General features: G+C 56.5%; 14 protein-coding genes. 11 read left to right on the forward strand and 3 right to left on the reverse strand.

The window, feature by feature from the left end; all coding sequences use genetic code 11:
• Positions 1-68: 68 nt before the first annotated feature.
• Positions 69-1583: an arylsulfatase gene (locus LC093_RS16670; protein ID WP_319004943.1), complete on the reverse strand. Its 1515-nt coding sequence runs from the start codon at positions 1581-1583 to the stop codon at positions 69-71.
• A 278-nt stretch (positions 1584-1861) separates the two neighbouring features.
• Positions 1862-2881, reverse strand: a complete 1020-nt coding sequence (locus LC093_RS16675) for an AraC family transcriptional regulator (protein ID WP_226667571.1) — start codon at positions 2879-2881, stop codon at positions 1862-1864.
• 287 nt (positions 2882-3168) lie between these two features.
• Here LC093_RS16675 and LC093_RS16680 point away from each other — a divergent pair, with 287 nt between their 5' ends.
• The 7 genes from LC093_RS16680 (at position 3169) to LC093_RS16710 (ending at position 12494) form a co-directional block, all read left to right on the forward strand.
• Entirely contained in the window at positions 3169-5748 is a 2580-nt protein-coding gene (locus LC093_RS16680) for a TonB-dependent receptor (protein ID WP_226667573.1), read from the forward strand.
• A gap of 79 nt (positions 5749-5827) precedes the next feature.
• The gene (locus LC093_RS16685) at positions 5828-6889 is read left to right on the forward strand and encodes a zinc-binding dehydrogenase (RefSeq protein ID WP_226667575.1); all 1062 of its coding nucleotides are present in this window, start codon (positions 5828-5830) and stop codon (positions 6887-6889) included.
• 15 nt (positions 6890-6904) lie between these two features.
• On the forward strand, positions 6905-7936 hold the full coding sequence (locus LC093_RS16690) for an NAD-dependent epimerase/dehydratase family protein (protein ID WP_226667577.1): 1032 nt from the start codon (positions 6905-6907) through the stop codon (positions 7934-7936).
• A 33-nt stretch (positions 7937-7969) separates the two neighbouring features.
• A complete protein-coding gene (locus tag LC093_RS16695) occupies positions 7970-8476 on the forward strand; it encodes a 2,4'-dihydroxyacetophenone dioxygenase family protein (RefSeq protein WP_226667579.1) in 507 nt (168 codons plus the stop codon).
• A 143-nt stretch (positions 8477-8619) separates the two neighbouring features.
• Positions 8620-10566 (forward strand): DUF3604 domain-containing protein, encoded by a 1947-nt coding sequence (locus LC093_RS16700; protein WP_226667581.1) that lies wholly within the window; start codon positions 8620-8622, stop codon positions 10564-10566.
• A gap of 9 nt (positions 10567-10575) precedes the next feature.
• Entirely contained in the window at positions 10576-11460 is an 885-nt protein-coding gene (locus LC093_RS16705; protein WP_226667583.1) for a peptidyl-prolyl cis-trans isomerase, read from the forward strand.
• Positions 11457-12494, forward strand: a complete 1038-nt coding sequence (locus LC093_RS16710; protein ID WP_226667585.1) for a HupE/UreJ family protein — start codon at positions 11457-11459, stop codon at positions 12492-12494. Before LC093_RS16705 ends, LC093_RS16710 begins: the two co-directional genes overlap by 4 nt.
• Here LC093_RS16710 and LC093_RS16715 read toward each other — a convergent pair.
• Positions 12489-13490, reverse strand: coding sequence for a helix-turn-helix transcriptional regulator (locus LC093_RS16715; protein ID WP_226667586.1), 1002 nt, complete (start codon positions 13488-13490; stop codon positions 12489-12491). The genes LC093_RS16710 and LC093_RS16715 overlap by 6 nt on opposite strands.
• 185 nt (positions 13491-13675) lie before the next feature.
• Here LC093_RS16715 and LC093_RS16720 point away from each other — a divergent pair, with 185 nt between their 5' ends.
• The 4 genes from LC093_RS16720 to LC093_RS16735 all read left to right on the forward strand — a co-directional run bounded on the left by LC093_RS16720 (position 13676) and on the right by LC093_RS16735 (position 17841).
• On the forward strand, positions 13676-14209 hold the full coding sequence (locus LC093_RS16720; protein ID WP_226667588.1) for a 2,4'-dihydroxyacetophenone dioxygenase family protein: 534 nt from the start codon (positions 13676-13678) through the stop codon (positions 14207-14209).
• A gap of 49 nt (positions 14210-14258) precedes the next feature.
• The gene (locus tag LC093_RS16725) at positions 14259-15281 is read left to right on the forward strand and encodes an NAD-dependent epimerase/dehydratase family protein (protein ID WP_226667590.1); all 1023 of its coding nucleotides are present in this window, start codon (positions 14259-14261) and stop codon (positions 15279-15281) included.
• 18 nt (positions 15282-15299) lie between these two features.
• Positions 15300-16133, forward strand: a complete 834-nt coding sequence (locus LC093_RS16730; protein WP_226667592.1) for an SDR family NAD(P)-dependent oxidoreductase — start codon at positions 15300-15302, stop codon at positions 16131-16133.
• A gap of 118 nt (positions 16134-16251) precedes the next feature.
• Positions 16252-17841, forward strand: a complete 1590-nt coding sequence (locus LC093_RS16735; RefSeq protein WP_226667595.1) for an AMP-binding protein — start codon at positions 16252-16254, stop codon at positions 17839-17841.
• Positions 17842-18076 lie beyond the last annotated feature (235 nt).

Raw genomic sequence — 18076 nt, forward strand, 5'->3', positions numbered from 1 at the left:
TGTTGGGTGTCTCAATAAAAAAGCGCGGCCGTCAGGCCGCGCTTTTTAGTTTTGACGGAAGGGGCTTGTTAATGGTTTTCCTGTGTCTGCATCGCCGCCTCGATCGCCTTGTTGATATTCAGCGATGCAGATTTATGGCGCGGTGGGAATTTTTTGAAGGTGGCCAGATGCTCATTCAGGATCCTGATCGCCGGCTGGAATACCCAGCTTTTGCGCATGATCTGATGGAAGCCGGTGACACCGTCGTAGTGCTCCAGGGGGTCTTTGCGCAGGTTGAACAGCTTGGGCATGGTGTGAAAGACCAGGTCGCCGTAATAGAGACCATCAGGCTTGGTGGCGAAGTGCATTTTCCACGGGCCCACGCGCAGTGCGGTCAGCTGTGATTCGTAGTAGTAGAAGATCTTGTTACGCGCAGATTCCTTGCTTTTCCCCGTCCAGTAAGCGAGGTTGTTTTCACCGTCGATATAGACCTTGTCGGATTTCATCAGTTTTTCGCGCAGTTTAGGTTCTCCCAGTGCCGCGGCAATGGTGGGGAACACATCTTCGTGAGATGAAATACCGTTCAGCTCCAGACCAGCGGGAATATGGCCGGGCCAGCGCACCAGGAAGGGTACACGCACGCCGCCTTCCCAGGTCGTCATTTTTTCACCGCGGAATCCGGTGGTGCCGGCGTCCGGCCATGAACTTTGCTCCGGACCGTTGTCGGTGGTGTAGATGACGATGGTGTTATCGGCGATTCCCAGCTCGTCCAGCTTGTCCAGCAGCTTGCCGACCTGAGCGTCGTGCTCGATCAGGCCACTGCCGAAGAGGTCATCTTCAGAGCTGATTTTTGTGGCCAGGTGACGGCTTTCCGCTTTGAGGTGAATATACACGTGCATGCGGCTGGTATTGTGCCAGATGAAAAACGGCTTGCCGGCTTTTTTAGCCTTCTCCATAAAGTTCAGGCTGCGCTCCAGAATTTCTTCGTCGAAGGTTTCCATGCGCTTGCGGGTCAGTGGGCCGGTATCCTTGACGCGGCCATCGGCATAGGACTCGATCACCCCGCGCGGGCCGAATTTCTTTTTGAACTCGGGATCTTTCGGATAGTCCTCCTGCTCGGGCTCCTCGGACACGTTCAGGTGATAGAGGTTACCGTAAAACTCATCAAACCCGTGTTTGGTGGGCAGGTGCTGATCCAGATCACCGAGATGGTTTTTCCCGTACTGGGCGGTCATATAGCCCTGGGCCTTCAGGAATTCCGCCAGGGTTGGATCCTTTTCATCGATACCCAGAGGATTGCCCGGCTGCCCGACCGTGGCCAAACCCGAGCGCACCGGCAACTGGCCGAGAAAGAACGCCGCGCGCCCGGCGGTACAGCTGGGTTGTGCATAGTGGTCGGTAAACAGCGCGCCCTCTTTTGCAATGCGATCGATATTCGGGGTGGGGTAGGTCATGCCGTGGGAGTAAGCGCTGAGTGATATCGACGCCACGTCATCCACCATAATGGCGAGAATGTTGGGTTTCTCGGCGGCCTGTACTGCTGCGGCGGTACCGAGCCCGACCAGCAGCGCCATGGAAGCAAATCGCTTACGTAAACTGCCCAAAGGATGTCCTCCTCTATTGGGTAAGGGATTTCACTATCGGTGATGTTTTTCAGCATAGCTGAGGAAATCCAGGGACTTGGAAATTTGCGCCGAGTGAGGACTAAAAATAGGGAGATCCGCAGAATGTTTTCCTAGCGGGCAGATGGTTGGATATTGAAATTTGAAATAAAAGAAGGAGGCGTAATCGTAATTTTTCTTATCGGGGATTGTTTAATTACGGTTACGCCCTGGCGAATAAATGACCCTATTAAAAAGAAAAAAATAGATAGCGTTGCACGCTAGCAGAAGTCTCTGCACTGGCGACGCCCATCAACCATTGATGGCGCGAGTCCGAACCAGCGCCGGAAACTGCGGCTGAAAACGGCCAGGTCGGCATAGCCCAGGTTTAGTGCAATGCTGGTGAGCGACATGCTGCTTTTGAATACCGCCGTTTCCGCGACTTCCTTGCGGGTTTCTTCCAGCAGCAGGCGAAAGCTGGTGTTGGACGATTCCAGTGCGCGTTGGAGTTTTTTCGGGTGCATGCCCAGACACAGTGCGACATTGGTTTTACAGCAGTCTCCAGTCGGTAAAAGACCGAGAATGGCGTGTTTCACCAGTGGCGTCAGGTCAATGTCGGCATTGGTTTTCAGTTGCTCGAACTGATTGAAAATGATTTCGTTGACCAGCCCTTCCAGCGCACGGGGTTTTTTACCGAGGGTTTCGCGGTCAATATAAAAACCATCGTGCTCCGCATTGAATTCCACCGGGCAGGAGAACAGCTGCGCGTACAGGTCTTTGCCATGTTCTGGTGGGGAGTGGCGAAAGAATACCCGGCTTGAATGCCATTGGTGGCCGGCCATATCCCGGACCATCTGATAAACCAGCCCGATACTCAGGGCCATCAGTTGTGGGAAGCGGCCGGTCTGAGCAATCAGGATATCCAGCTTGAGCTCGGTTTCGCCGGTTTTTGTGGGCTCCATGGTGAGTATTGCACCCTGCGCGTGCAGGTGCGTGTGTTTGCCACCCACCACCAGCGCACTGGCAATGGTGGCTTGCCGGGACATGTAGGCACCGAAAAGGCCAAGCATACGCAGCCCCTGGCTGCTGCCTAGCCGCAAGCCGAACGTTTCGCAGCCGATTTCCCGGGCGCTGAGCTCCAGCAACTGGCCGAGCTTTTCATAGGGGATCAGGTTGTCTGGATCGCGCAATTGGCTGGAGGGGAGCCCAACGGCTTTCTGCAGCTGCACCGGGTTGGCACCCATTTTTCGTGCGAGCTCGTCATATCCATTGAGGGACCCAGCCCTGACAAATTCAGTCATGCTCGTCTCTCTCATCGCTTGATTATTTTTATTCTTCGCTATGTCTGCGGTCTGTCGCCGCTTTCCACCTGTTTTGTCACAGCATCGTGGCACAACTCTGGTGCCACGGGTAATGAGCTTATCCCCACTGTCCCATTTTGCAAAGCGGGTGTCTCAAAAAATCAAACCGGTTGCCCCGGCCTCCATTAATCTCGGCAATGTTCCTGTAGTAGCAGATGGGCAAGACCGGCACCAGGCCGGCGAGACCCGACACTTATAAAAATAACGCTAAACGAGGACGCCTAGCGATGATTCAGTCACCTCTCAATACAAAACGTACCATTCTCAGTAGTCTGATTTTTACCCTGATCCATATGCCCGCACTGGCGCAGACCAATGTGGAAAGTGACGAACGTGACAATAATGGTCGCGTTCTGGAAAACGTCACGGTAACGGCACAGAAGCGGGAGCAGTCCCTGCAGGATGTGCCGCTATCGGTTTCGGCTATGACCGGAGAGTCCATTCAGGAGGCGGGTATCGAGCGCTTCGAGGATTTCTCCGCATACATTCCCAATATGTCGGTTACCAAGAGTTCCATTTCCGACAAGATCAATATCCGTGGCATGCAGTCCGGTGAACAGGCCGGGTTTGAGCAGTCCGTGGGTACCTTCGTCAACGGTATTTACCGCGGCCGCGCGGCTCAGTCCCGTTTCTCGTTCGTGGATGTCGAGCGCGTAGAAGTACTGCGCGGCCCCCAGAGTATCCTCTTTGGAAAAAACACCGTGGCTGGCGCATTGAATATCACCAGTGCGCGCCCCACGGAAGACTTCATCGCGAAACTGAGTGCCGGTTACACCCCGGAGTTTGAACAGACCGAGCTTGAGGGCATGGTGTCTGGCGAACTTGCGGACGGCGTACGCGGCCGCCTGGTTCTTCTCTCCCGCGAGATGGACAAGGGCTGGGTGCACAATGAGTTCTACGATACCCATGATCCCCGCAGTGACGAGTTCATGGGACGCGCGACACTGGAGTGGGATGTTTCTGACCGCACGGTGATTACCGCGATCGCGGAAAGCGCGGACTTCGATATGGGCGCCTTCCCCCATGCTACGAGGGAGGCTGGACCATTGGCGGCGCTGGGTGCTATTGAGGGTACCGACGTCACCAGTATGGGCAACACGAATCCCGTACTGGACTTTGGCTCTACGCAGCAAATGACCGGTAGCCACAACGAGTTCACTGTCATGAGTGAAACGGAGTTTGAATCCGGCACGCTGAACATTGTTGCCGGCCACTCCGCTTACGATTACGAACGCTACCTGGACGCAGACTACTCCCCGCTGGACGGGCTGCGGTTTGACGATACCGAAGACTTTTCCCAGAGCAGTCTGGAAGTGCGCTTCAATGCGAGCGTTGGGGATAACTTCGAATATATGACCGGGCTCTACTGGCAGAAGCAGGACATGACCGTAGATGGCCTGTCGCTGTTCAATATCCCGGTTCTGCAGCAGGTGCTTTACGGCGGCTGCGCCGCGGGCGTGGGCGCCATGGGCGGCGACCTGGGATCCATTTACGTTGCTGGCGATGCAGTAGCGACTGGGGTTGGCGTGATCGGTCTCGGTGGCCCCGCGGGCCTGGTCAATGCCTGTGGCACTGCCGCTGCATTTGACGGTGTTCCCGATGGTGTGGGGCGCTATGCGCGTCTGGATCAGCAGACGGATACGCTGGGCGCCTTTGCCCAGGGCACCTGGAATATTACCGACAATTTCCGCACCACCCTTGGCCTGCGTTACACCAGCGAAGAGAAATCTGCTTCCAAAGCGACCTATGCGGTGGACTTTGCCGAGCGCAATACCACACCTTCCGATGTGGCCTGGGTTAATGCAGTGGCTACCGGAGTAGGGGAGTTCACCAGTCACACCTTTACTCCGAGTGACCCGGGTATGACCCGCAAGGAAAACAGCCCCACCTGGTCTGTGAACCTGCAGTACGACCTCAACGACAGCGTCATGACCTACGCCACGGTCTCCACCGGCTTCAAGGCCGGCGGATTCAATTCCTTCTATATGCGCAGCCCGACCCGCGGCAACGGTGCCTTCTCGGAAGATGTGAGCTTCGAAGAAGAAAAGGCCACCTCGTTCGAAATCGGACTCAAGTCGACCCTTCTTGGTGGTGCGGCGGAATTGAACGTGGCGGCCTTCCAGACCCGCTTCGAAGATTTGCAGGCGGCGATCTTCAGCGGTAATACCACCTTTGAAGTACAGAATGCGGCAGAGGCCACCTCCCAGGGAATTGAAATCGATGGCCGCTGGCTGGTCACTGACAACCTGACCTTGTCCGGCGCGCTTGGCGTGCTGGATTTTGCCTACGACAAGTTCCCCAATCAGGCCTGTACCAGTCCGCAGTTCCTGGGCGAGCGCGAAGCGCTGTTCCAGGCCGCGGGTGCGGCGGGCGATATTGCCGGCCAATTGGGCGCGGCTTTGGGTTACAACAACGCGCTTTGTGCGGCGGCGGGCACCAACGATCTCTCCGGTCGCCCCGCGGCCAATGCCCCGGAAACCACCGCGTCTCTCGCGGCCAGTCACTATCTCGCTCTCGGTAATTACGAGTTGAAGTCGAATCTGGCGGTCAATTACTACAGCGATACCTACCGCTCTGATGACCTGGACCCGATCAGCCTGGAGCAGGGCAAGGCGTTCCTGAATGCCGGCCTGATCTTTATGCCGACAGACGGAAGCTGGCAGCTTGCGCTCACCGGTAAAAACCTCACCGACCGGGATCACTTCAACTACATCAACGACGTGCCGCTATTCGCCGGCGCTTATAACTATATGCCGCTGGCGGGCCGCTCCTGGACCGTGAAGTTCGCCTACACATTGGGTGATTAACCAGTCACTGACCAAGGTGCCCCTGGGACCTTGGTCAGGCTAGAGATCGCACCAAAGAAAAATAACGCGAGAAAAAATTATGCAAACCATGCAATCAGTGGTGCTGCGCAACGGCAGCATTCAATTGGAAACTGTTGATGTCCCGCAACCGGGCACAGGCCAGGTACTGGTGAAATCCCTCGCTTGCGGCATTTGCGGTTCCGACCTGCACCTTACGCGCCATTCCGATGAAGTCTTCGACCTGTATAAAAAAATGGGGCTGATGCCTGCGGATCTCGAGGTTAACCCTGACATCATGCTGGGGCATGAGTACAGTGCGGAAATCGTCGCCTACGGCCCCAATACCAAAAGTGAATTGCCCGTGGGCAGCCGGGTGACCAGCGTACCGATCCTGATGTCGCAGAACGGTGCTGGCATTGGTGTGACGCCTGGCGTCAATGGTGCCTATTCCGAATATTTCCTGCTGGACGAGGCGTTGATGCTGCCGTTGCCGGAAGGGGTTTCGCCGCAGGCCGCGGCCATTACCGAACCGCTGGCGGTGGGCCTGCACTCGGTCAACCGCTCGGAAATTGCTGAAGGTGACGTTGCTCTGGTGGCCGGTTGTGGCCCTATCGGGCTCGCGGTCATCGCGGCACTGCGCCTGCGCGGTGTGCGCCACATTATTGCCTCGGATCCACAGGCGTCGAGTCGCGCCATGGCAATGGAGTTCGGTGCAACCGAAGCTGTGGATCCCACCCAGGAAGACGAAGTGGTGAAGGCCGCAACACTGGCGGGTGAGAACCGCGTGGTGATTTTTGAATGCGTCGGCATTCACACATTGCTTACCAGTTTTATCCAGCGAGCACCGGCGAAATCCTGCCTGGTTGTGACCGGTGTACATACTACGGAAACCCCGGTGAACTTCGCCTATGCATTGGTGAAGGAGATGGACATCCGCTTTACCTACTACTACACGCCGGAAGAATTCGCCGAGTGCCTGGACCGCATTGCCAAGGGGCAGGTGAACTGGAAGCCGTTGTGGACGGGTACAGTCGGTATCGACGGTGTGCCCGCAGCTTTTGACACCCTGATGCAACCCAACTCCCATATCAAGGTAATTATTGAGCCGTGGCGTTCCGGCGCGCTTGAGCATGCGGAATAACGTGGGGAATTCTCTATGAACAATGTATTTGTTACTGGTGCCGGCGGCTTTATCGGCCGCCACCTGGTGGCAGAGTTACTGGAGCAGGGGTGCAACGTCACCGCATTGATGCTGCCCGGCGAGCCGGTTCCACACACATGGGGGGGACGTGTGCGCACGGTCACCGGTGATGTGCGCCAGTTGGAAGACCGGATCGATGACATTGGCGAGGTGGACACGATTTTCCATCTGGCAGCGGTGGTGAGTGACTGGGGCTCGCGCCAGGAACATGTGGACATCACCGTGCGTGGCACCGAGCAGGCAATTTTACTGGCACTGAAGTGGGATGCCCGCTTCGTGGTGACCACCAGCATTGCGGCATTCGCCAGCGCCCTGGGCAGTGGCAGACTGGACGAGTCGACGCCGCGGGGTTTGCCGGCGTCGAGCTACGAATATGCCAAACAACAGCAGGAGGATGTGACCCTGCAAGCGGTGCGCGAGCACGGATTGCGTGCAGTGATCATCCGCCCGGCCAATGTGTATGGTGTTGGCAGTGTGTGGGTGAATCGCTTCCGTGAATTTCTCGCCGAGAAAAAACCATCATTGATGGGCAGTGGCGAATGGGATGCGGGATTGGTGCACGTACGCAACCTGGTAAAAGCGCTAACACTTGCGGGCACGACAAAGGGCATCGACAACGGGGAAGTTTTTGTGATCTCCGATGGTCAGGGTGTTACCTGGAAGCAGTACCTCGATGCACTGTCGCAGGCACTTGCGCTGCCCGCGGCGAAGAGTATCCCCAACTTTCTGGCGCGGGTGCTGGCGCCGGTAATGGAGTTTGTCGGCAAACTGTTTGGCCTCAGGAAAGCGCCGCCTGTAACCCGTCTTGCATACCGACTTACCGGTGTTGAGAGCATTTTTGATGCGAGCAAAGCGCAGCGGATGCTCGGCTACCAGCCGAACGTTTGCCTGGATGAAGCCATACAGGAAATTCGTCAGGCCTGTGCACAAGAAGTAGTGCAAGCACACACCAAGCACAATCAAAGTGAATTAATCAAAGCGAAATAATCAGAGCGAAATAATCAGAGAGAGGAAACGAATATGGTATTGCCAATGCCCATCCACCCGACGGATTCCCTGCTGACCCTGGACACCAGCAAACTGCCACTGATCCGCGACGTGCTGCCCGGTGTCCACGTTTACCCCTGCTTCCTGGACCCTGAAAATGGGGTCTGGGTTCTGCGGGCGCTGTTTGAGCCGGGCGTAACCCTGCCCAAGCATTTCCACACCGGCGCTGTGCACCTGTATACCATGACTGGCAGCTGGCACTACGTGGAATATCCGGAACAGCCGCAGACTGCGGGCAGCTACCTGTATGAGCCGGGCGGTTCCATCCACCAGTTCCATGTGCCGGAAACCAATACCGAAGTCACCGATACTTTCATGATGGTGACCGGAGCCAATATCAACTTTCATGAAAACGATGAGTTTATGAATGTGATGGATGCGGGCTGGATTGAGATGATGATCCGCGAAGCGGCCAAGGCCCAGGGCATCGTTCCCCGTTATATCAAGCCGGTCTCGGTTGCAGGCTATTCCGACGAGTGATGCGGTAACGGTTCGAGGTATTGTCCTCGCCCCTGGCCATTGCGGCTGTACCGGGAGCGGTCCGGTCGCAATTTTCCATAGACAGTATTTTTCGGCGATTTCAGTAAACAATCCATTCAATAATAAAAATCGAGAGAAAGCGGATGCGACATATTTCTGGTGCATGCCTTCTGGCCCTTGGCCTCGTTGGCTGCGGCGAACAGGTGGCAAATGATAAGCAGGATGCAGCAGCGGCAGAAGTGGCCGTTGTGCAGTCGGCACCAAGCGTGGATGACAAGGTACTGGCAGTGGCAAATGGCACCGAACAGGATGGGGCTATTGCGGAACATGTCTATTTCGGAAATTTCCACGTCCATACCAGTTATTCTTTCGACGCCCTGACCAATGGCGCCAACACCACGCCGGCGGATGCCTACCGCTGGGCCAAAGGTGAGGCCATTCCCGCGGCGGCTGCCGCCGGTGTTATACAGATCAAGCGGCCATTGGATTTTTATGCGGTGTCCGATCACTCCGAATATCTGGGCGTATTCAAAAAAATGCAGGACCCGGACAACCCAGCCAGCCAATTGCCCATCGCCAAAGAAATTCTCTCTAAAGACAAAAAAGTCGCGTTCGATGCCTATGCGCGGGTGCTGGACACTATGTCCCCCGGGATGGCCGACCCGGCGCTGGCCGATCCGGCCATCATGAAGCCGATCTGGCAGGAAGTGGTGCGTACCGCTGATGAATATTACGAGCCGGGCAAGTTCACGACCTTCCCCGCGTTCGAATGGACTTCAACTCCGGCTATGCGCAACCTGCATCGCGTAGTGGTGTTTGAGTCGTCTGCAGGCGTGCCCGACTTGCCCTTCAGTACCAACGAATCGGAAGATCCGCAGGACCTGTGGAAGTATATGGATCGCGCCCGTGAAAACGGCGCGACATTGCTGGCGATTACCCACAACGGCAATGCCAGCGATGGCCTGATGTTCCCAACGGCCACTGCAGACGGTGAGCCGCTGTCGGCGGAATATATCGAGGCACGTATCGCCAACGAGCCGCTGTACGAAGTGAGCCAGATCAAAGGCACTTCCGAGACTCACCCGTCGCTCTCGCCCAACGACGAGTTTGCCGGTTTTGAACTCTGGGATTACCTGTTGGCTGCGAGCGTCGCGGCGGTACCGGAAAACAAAAAGGGCGGTTATGCTCGCCAAGCCTACCTCGATGGCCTGTCCATGGCGGCAGAAGGCCGGCCCAACCCCTACCAGTTTGGCCTGATCGGCGATTCCGATACCCACAATGCCGCGGCCTCGGTAGAGGAAGACAACCATACCGGTAAATTCGGTTTTGAAGGCTCACCGAAGAAACGGCTTGATGGCCCGCTGCCCGGTGACGAGGTCAATAACCGCCGTGTGCGGGAATTCAGTTCCGGCGGCCTCGCCGCAGTATGGGCACAGGAAAATACCCGCGAAGCCATTTACGCCGCGCTGATGCGCAAGGAAACCTACGCTACTTCCGGCACACGGATGAAGCTGCGCTTCTTTGGTGGCTGGGATTTTGATGAAACCACCCCGGAGAGCAGTGACTGGGTGGAGCAGGCCTACCGCAGGGGAGTGCCGATGGGCGGCGAGCTGCCGGCATCGGAAGGCGGAAAAACACCGGTTTTCCTGATCAGTGCGATGAAAGACAGTGCGGGGGCAAATCTGGATCGGATCCAGGTGGTCAAGGGCTGGATTGAAAATGGTGAGCAGCACGAAGCCATTTTCGATGTGGCCCTGTCCGATGGCCGCACCGTCGGTGATGACGGCAAGGTGCCTCCGGTAGGCAATACCGTGGATCCGCAAACCGCGACGTACACCAACGAGATCGGTGACAGCCAGCTGGCTGCAGTATGGCGGGATGAAACCTTCAAGCCGGAGCAACATGCCTTCTACTACCTGCGCGTGCTGGAAATCCCGACCCCACGCTGGTCCACCTACGACGCCCAAGCACTGGGACGCAAACCTCGCGCGGATCTGCCGGTATCTATTCAAGAGCGCGGCTGGAGTTCGCCCATCTGGTACACGCCGGAAGCCAAATATTTTGCCGAAGTGGCAGTGGCTGAAGAGTAAGAGGTCAAGATGCGTCTGAAAAAAATCCCGCTGTTGCGGGATCCCCTGTTGCACTTTGCCCTGGTCGGTGGGCTGCTGTTTGCGCTGGATAGTCTGTTCAATACGGAAGGACGCGAGACGCAGGAAATCGTGATTACGCCCAGTCGCGTCGAGCATCTGGCCGCGGTATTTGAGCGCAGCTGGCAGCGTCCTCCCAATGGCGAGGAAATGCAGAAACTGGTGGACAACTTTGTACGCGAGGAAGTGCTTTACCGTGAAGCGCTGAAACTCGGGCTGGAGTCGGATGACACAGTCATTCGCCGGCGCCTGCGACTGAAAATGGAATTCCTCGCACGGGATCTGGTGGATGCAATAGAACCTGCGCCCGAGGTACTTGCACAGTATTTCCAGGATAACGCCGAGCGTTACCGGTTGCCGGCGCGCTTGAGTTTCCGCCAGGTGTATTTCAGCGGCGATCAGCGCGTCGCACCGGCACAGGACGCCAGCAAGCTGCTCGCGAGCTTGGGAAATAATGGTGATGTTGAGGCCCATGGCGACAGTAACCTGTTGCCCCGACATTTTGATCAGGCTTCAGCGGTAGAGGTAAACAAGCAGTTGGGCGCCGGGTTTGCCGAGCAACTGGCTGGGCAGCCGCAAGGTCAGTGGATTGGGCCTATCCACTCTGAATACGGCGAGCATTTGGTCTTTATTGAGGAATACTCCGCGGAAACAGCCGCGGAGTTGGCGGCTGTCAAGGCGCAGGTCGTGCGTGACTGGCAGGCCCAGGCGTATACCGACATGCTTGAGCGGCAGTATCAATTGCTCCGTGAAGGTTATCGGGTGCGTATTGAAAATGAAGTCGCTGATCAGGGACTTTTCGACTCTGAGCCGGTGCGAGAGGTTGCCGCGCGATGACGGGGAAGATGGTTCGGTTGTTGGCGTTACTTATTGTTTTCGCCGGCAGTGTTTTTGTCAGTACTGCGTTCGCCCACGAGCTGCGCCCGGCCTACCTGCAAATTACCCAGGAGACTGCACAGGAATTCAGTGTGCTGTGGCGGGTGCCGGCCCGGGGGCAGATGAAGCTTTCGCTTGCAGTTGCATTTGAAGGTGAGGTTGCTCGTATCGAAAGCCCCGTGGGCCGATTGGCCAATGGCTTGTATAGCGAGCAATGGCGCATTGCCAGCCCTACCGGCTTAACCGGATCCGCAGTGATTGTGGAAGGGTTGCAGCAGACCATGACTGACGTGCTGATGCGCGTGGAATGGCTGGATGGCCGCGAACAGGTTGCCCGCCTGGTGCCGGATAACCCCCGGTTTACATTCTCCGAAGCCGCTCACGCAGACCACTGGCTGCAGACGTATTTTGTGTTGGGGGTAGAGCACATATTGCTGGGGATGGATCACTTGCTGTTTGTTCTGGTTCTGCTGCTATTGGTAAGCAGCTGGCGTTCGCTGGCTATTACGATTTCGGCGTTTACCCTCGCGCACAGCGTTACCCTGGCCTTGTCTGTGTTGGGGATGGTAGCGGTACCACAGGCACCGGTGGAAGCGGTCATTGCCTTGAGTATTGTATTTGTCGCCAGTGAAATTCTGCTGAAACGAAAAGGATACTCAACAATCTCGATACGCCATCCGTGGTTGGTGGCTCTGGGGTTCGGGCTGTTGCATGGCCTCGGGTTTGCCGGTGCGCTGGCCGAAATCGGCGTGCCCGAACAGGCGATCGCCGGTTCCTTGCTCGCGTTTAATCTCGGCGTGGAAGCAGGGCAGCTATTGTTTATTGCCTGCGTTGCGACTCTAGCGCTGCTGGTACGTAAAGGGTTTGAGTCCGGCATTGTGCCCACTGCAACAGCGGACGCGAGCCGGGCCATGGCGACGCTGGTGGTGGTTTACACAATAGGCGGTACCGCGAGCTGGTGGCTGCTGGATCGCACCATTGCACTGGTTTCATGAGTGCTTGCTGAGGGCTTTCCACTCGCTCGGCGATTTGCCCGTCCAGCGTTTGAAATTGCGACTGAATATGGCCACGTCGGCATAGCCCAGGTTTAGCGCCAGGTCGGTGACGCTGAGCTGCCCGTGCTGTAGGTTGCGCTGGGCAACTTCCATGCGCGTCTGCTGCAGTAATTCGCGGAAACTGGTGCCGTCCTGTTGCAGTTTTTTCTGTAGTACCCGTGGGTGGAGATTCAGTGCGGAAGCGACGCGCTCGATGTTGCATTCGCCACTGGGTAGCAGGTTGCCGATGATATGGCAGACCTGCGCTCGCAGATTGCCGGGATAGATGGATTGCAACATCCGGATACGTTGCTGGAAGTGTTCCCGTAGCAACTTTTCGTCGTGTTGTGGCTTTCGGGTGAGCCAGCTGAGAGGGAAGCTGATACCGCCAAAATTACTGTCGAAGAGTATGTGATCTTTATATAGCGAGGGGGCAACCATGCTGGTTGTGGGCGCGGTTTGCGGCAGGTGGAGTTTCAGTGCGCTACCGGTGCTTCCCATCATCTGCGCGACCAGATTGAACGCCTGACCTGCGCTCAATTGCATCAATTGCGCAAGCCCGCCAGCGTTGGAGAAATTGAACGTCAGTTGCAGCTCTAGCGTATCCCCACGGGGCCTTTGTTGCACATGCACCCCGTAGGCATGCAGGTTTATATGGTGATTTGAGTAATTCATGGCATCCGCGAGCGTAGGCTGCTGGCGGATGGACAGGCCGATCTCGCCCAGCACCAGCACACTCTGTTCGGCCGCCAGTTTCAGGCAGAACAGCGGATCCCCGCAGGCGGCGGCAGTGGCATCCAGCAGGTCCGCAAGGCGGGTATAGGAAACGTAGGTATTCGGGTCACGTAGCTGTGCGCTACTAAAGCCAAATTGATGCAAAAGGGTGGTGGGATTCTGGCCATAGTGACTGACCAATGATTCATAGCCTTCAATGGCGCCACTGCGGATCAGGAACATGGAGGTATTCGACTTTTGTCTAAGTTGGCTGTTCGTGAATAGTCAATTTGCATTCGCAAAAAGTCAAGTTTGGCCTATGTCATATTCCCTAGACTGGGCGAATTCCCTCGCGCTTGTAAATACAGGTTGAGAGGGCAGGGGGAAAATACAATAACAAAATATGTACCAACTACTGGAGAATGGCGATGAGTGAAACAAAGACCCCGATTCTGGAAATGCTGGCCGCAATGCAAACTGGCGGCGTAGTATCCCGCGATCACGCCCGTGAAGCGATCCTGATTCAGGAAGCTGACCTGCCATGGGTTCCCCTGCCGGACGGCTCTCTGCTGCAAGTGCTGCACGTAGACCTGAACCAAAACCTCTGGGTGATCCGTAACAAATTCAAGCCCGGCTTCTGTGTCGACACCCATTACCACACTGGCCCGGTATTCGCCGTGACCACCAAGGGCGAATGGTTCTACAAAGAGTACCCGGACAAGGTCAACAAGGCCGGTTCCTACCTGTTTGAACCTGCGCACTCCGTACACACCCTGACCGTATCTGAGGACTGTACTGAAGATGCGGAAGTCTGGTTCGCAGTGTTCGGAAGCAACGTCAATATCGATGACGAAGGCAACGTTACCAGCGTACTCGATGCGAAAATGGTGATGACCGTCTACCGCGCCCTGTGTGAAGCGGAAGGTAAAACCTGCGAAAACATGATCGTTGTCGGCGAATAAGCCGCTCTTATCTGAATAAAGAATCCGAAGCGGATCGAAAGAGCATCTTATGAGCCAATTGAACTCGGCGTTTGTTACCGGTGCTGGCGGCTTTATCGGCCGCCACCTGGTGCGCCAGCTACTGACTGAAAAAGTAAACGTCGTCGCATTGATGGTGCCCGGAGAACCGGTGCCGGAAGAGTGGGCACTGTGGGGTGATCAACTGCGCATCGTTATCGGCGATGTGCGCACACTGACGGACCTGGCGGACGAAATTGGTCCGGTGGATGCGATCTTCCACCTGGCCGCTATCGTCGGTGACTGGGGCGCGCTCCAGTCCCATGTGGATATCACCGTACACGGTACTGAGCAGGCCATTGACCTGGCCATGCGCTGGCGCTCCCACTTTGTCGTGACCACCAGTGTCTGCGCTTATGCCAGTGCACTGGCGAAGGGCAAACTGGATGAAGAGAGCCCGGTGGGTGAGCCCTGCTCCCCGTACGAGTTCTGCAAGCAGGAACAGGAGCGGGTGACGCTGGAAGCGGTCAAGTATGGTGGCCTCAAGGCGACCATCGTGCGTCCAGGTAATGTGTTCGGCGTTGGCAGTGGTCCCTGGGTGAATACCATGCTCGAGCTGCTGCGTACAGGTCAGCCCTGCCTTCTGGGTAAGGGTGACTGGGATGCGGGCTTGGTGCATGTGGAAAACCTGGTGGCGATGTTGATTGCCTCTGCTCGTTCCGAGTGCCACCGCGGTGAAATCTTCGTCGCGTCTGATGGCTACGGCGTTACCTGGCAGCAATACCTGCAGCGTTTGGCAAGTCTTGCCGGGGCCCCGGCACCCAAGTCTGTTCCCAATTTCCTCGCCCGTGGCCTGGCCCCGGTGCTGGAATTTGTCGGCCACCTGCTGCACCAGAAGGAGCGGCCCATGATTACCCGTCAATCCTACCGGCTGATGGGTGGTCCGAATGAGTTTTCGAATGAGAAAGCTCGTCGCCTACTGGGATATGAGCCTGTAGTCACGTTCGACCAGGCCATGGACGAACTTCAATCGCATTTTAAATCGTCCGCTACGGCAGTCGCGGCGAGCGCATAACAGAGTTGTAATGAAGTTATGAGTAATTGGAAACACGGTGTGCCCAAGGTGGCGTTTGTATCCGGTGGTGGCAGCGGTATTGGTCTGAACCTGACTCGCGCACTACTGGCTGACGGCGCCTCGGTAGCGATTTTCGACCTGAAGGTGGAAGACGCACTGCTGAATGAACTGCGTGCCCTGTGTAAAGGCAACGCGCGCGTTGAGCGCTACCTGGTTGATATCACCGATCACGAAGCCGTCGAGCGTGTGATGGACGAGGCCGCGGCCACTCTGGGTGCGCCGGAGTTTGCCATCAACTGCGCGGGTATTCTGCGCACAGCAGTATTTACTGAAATGTCCTACGCGATGTTTGACCAGAGCATGCGCGTTAACCTGTACGGCAGCCGCAACTTTGCCGCAGGCGTGCTGAAGCATATGCGCACTGGCGGCCACCTGGCCCTGATCGCCTCGCTGGCGGGGATGTGCGGAAGCTACACGCACGGTGCCTACGCCACATCCAAGTTTGGTGTTGTCGGCCTGGCGGAAGTACTACGTACCGAGCTGAAACCCGAAGGCATTGATGTCTCCGTTGTTTGCCCAGGTGAAATTCACACGCCGATGTTGGAAGAAGAGCGCCGTGTGGGCAGCAAGGTCACAGAGATCGTCAATGAGTTCGCCGGCGTATTACCTGTGGAGGTTGCGGTGCAGGGCATTCTCGACGGCCTGCGCAAGCGCACCTTCATGATCACGCCGGGCTTCAAGGCGAAACTCACCCGTTACCTGGCTCGCAGCCATACCGGGCTGTTCCGCTGGATCGTGGATCAGAAAATCGCCAAGGCGTTGAAAACTTTTGGTGACCGTACCGCCGTATAGAGTTTTGGTGTCATAAATGGACTTGATGACAGGCTTGTCAGAGTAATAGGATTGCCTCTGCTGCGCCTGCTGGTGCAGGATTGAACTGATAGCAAAAACAATAATCTCCTGAGTGCTGATGAGAGAGCTGAATATGAATGTATGCGAGATGAGTCAGGGTTCTGCAAACCTTGCTGAGTATATCGGCCAATGTCTGAACAAGTTTCACGACAAGCCTGCTTACCACTGCCTGGGGCAGACACTGACTTTTGGCGAGATTGATGAAAAATCCCGTCACCTCGCTCAGTGGCTTCAGCACGAATGCGGTCTCCAGGCCGGCGACCGTATTGCCATCCAGCTGCCGAACATCACCCAGTTCCCGATTGCCGCCTACGCCGCGCTGCGTGCCGGACTGGTAGTGGTCAATACCAACCCGCTGTATACACCGCGGGAAATGCAGCACCAGTTCTCCGACTCCGGCGCCAAGGCGTTGGTGATCCTTGCGGATTTCCTCGGCAAGTACGAAGAAATCAAGGACTCCACCGAGATCGAACACGTGCTGGTGACCGGCCCTGCGGACCTGCTCGGCCAGGCGGTAACTGCACCTGAGGGCTATCACAGCTTTATGTCGGCTATCGAGCGCGGTGCAAGTTGTGCCGAGCTGCGCGCCGTTGAAGCGAAGCGCGACGACGTCGCAGTTCTGCAATACACCGGCGGTACTACTGGTGTCGCCAAGGGTGCCTGCCTGAGCCACGCCAACCTGCTGGCCAATACTGACCAGATGCTCGAGCGGATTAGTCAGCTTGGCAACGAAGGTGAAGAAACCTTTGTGTGCCCGCTGCCGCTGTACCACATCTATGCGTTTACCGTGAATATGCTCGCCCTGTTTGGCCTGGGCAGTATGAATGTCCTGATTCCTAACCCGCGGGATCTCGACGGCTTTGTAAAAGCAGTTTCCCAGGTCAAGTTCACTGGTTTTGCTGGCATCAATACCCTGTTCGTGGGCTTGTGCCGCCACCCGGAATTCCAGAAATTGGATTTCAGTGGACTGAAAATGACGTTCTCGGGCGGCACCGCCCTGACCAGCAGTGCCGCAGAGCTGTGGCACAAGGTAACCGGCTGCCCGGTCACCGAAGGCTTTGGTCTGTCGGAAACCTCGCCGGTGATCAGCCTGAACGAATTCGGCAAGCAGGAAATCGGTACTGTTGGTACCGTCTTGAAAGACACCGAGGTTCAGGTGTGGGATACCGATGGCAAAGCGCTGCCACAGGGCGAAAGCGGCGAATTGGTCGTTCGTGGACCGCAGGTCATGCTGGGCTACTGGAACCGCCCGGAAGAAACCGACAAAGTGCTGCAGAACGGCTTTTTCCGCACCGGTGATGTTGGCCTGATTCAGGATAACGGTAATATCCGTATTGTCGACCGCCTGAAAGACATGATCATCGTGTCCGGCTTTAATGTGTACCCGAACGAAGTGGAAGATGTACTGTGCCGCCACCCTCAAGTCGTGGAAGCGGCCGTGGTTGGTGTTCCAAGCGAGCAGTCCGGCGAAGCTGTATGTGCCCACCTGGTGGTCGATGGTGACGTTGAGGAAGCGGCGCTGATTGAGTTCTGCCGAACCCAGCTGACCGCGTACAAAGTGCCCAAGCAGATCGTGATCCACAAGGAGCTGCCGAAATCCACCGTCGGCAAAATCCTGCGCAGAGAGCTACGCACTGAAACTGCTTAAGGTCAGTAACTGATATCGGAAAAAAGCGTAGCTCAGGCTGCGCTTTTTTATGCCTGTTGGATACCGCTGGCGCGGAAAGGTCTGTGCGGGATTGGGATACCAATGCAGCTAGACTGAATGAAGACTTTTTTCTCATTGTTCCGGATTAAAGTTTGGGGGCTAAATGTGGAGTGAGACCTCCCGGATGAATTTTCCGCGCGCCTTTGCCGTTGTCTTTGCGGCGGAGTGCCTAGTC

This window comes from Microbulbifer aggregans (assembly GCF_020524005.1).
Lineage (GTDB): Bacteria > Pseudomonadota > Gammaproteobacteria > Pseudomonadales > Cellvibrionaceae > Microbulbifer > Microbulbifer aggregans_A.

Excerpts from the sequence above, each read along its gene's own strand:
- LC093_RS16715 (WP_226667586.1), bottom strand. The coding sequence starts at position 13,490 with ATGTTCCTGATCCGCAGTGGCGCCATTGAAGGCTATGAATCATTGGTC.
- LC093_RS16690 (WP_226667577.1), top strand. The coding sequence starts at position 6,905 with ATGAACAATGTATTTGTTACTGGTGCCGGCGGCTTTATCGGCCGCCAC.
- LC093_RS16675 (WP_226667571.1), bottom strand. The coding sequence starts at position 2,881 with ATGACTGAATTTGTCAGGGCTGGGTCCCTCAATGGATATGACGAGCTC.
- LC093_RS16730 (WP_226667592.1), top strand. The coding sequence starts at position 15,300 with ATGAGTAATTGGAAACACGGTGTGCCCAAGGTGGCGTTTGTATCCGGT.
- LC093_RS16725 (WP_226667590.1), top strand. The coding sequence starts at position 14,259 with ATGAGCCAATTGAACTCGGCGTTTGTTACCGGTGCTGGCGGCTTTATC.
- LC093_RS16735 (WP_226667595.1), top strand. The coding sequence starts at position 16,252 with ATGAGAGAGCTGAATATGAATGTATGCGAGATGAGTCAGGGTTCTGCA.
- LC093_RS16720 (WP_226667588.1), top strand. The coding sequence starts at position 13,676 with ATGAGTGAAACAAAGACCCCGATTCTGGAAATGCTGGCCGCAATGCAA.
- LC093_RS16705 (WP_226667583.1), top strand. The coding sequence starts at position 10,576 with ATGCGTCTGAAAAAAATCCCGCTGTTGCGGGATCCCCTGTTGCACTTT.
- LC093_RS16700 (WP_226667581.1), top strand. The coding sequence starts at position 8,620 with ATGCGACATATTTCTGGTGCATGCCTTCTGGCCCTTGGCCTCGTTGGC.
- LC093_RS16695 (WP_226667579.1), top strand. The coding sequence starts at position 7,970 with ATGGTATTGCCAATGCCCATCCACCCGACGGATTCCCTGCTGACCCTG.
- LC093_RS16685 (WP_226667575.1), top strand. The coding sequence starts at position 5,828 with ATGCAAACCATGCAATCAGTGGTGCTGCGCAACGGCAGCATTCAATTG.
- LC093_RS16710 (WP_226667585.1), top strand. The coding sequence starts at position 11,457 with ATGACGGGGAAGATGGTTCGGTTGTTGGCGTTACTTATTGTTTTCGCC.
- LC093_RS16680 (WP_226667573.1), top strand. The coding sequence starts at position 3,169 with ATGATTCAGTCACCTCTCAATACAAAACGTACCATTCTCAGTAGTCTG.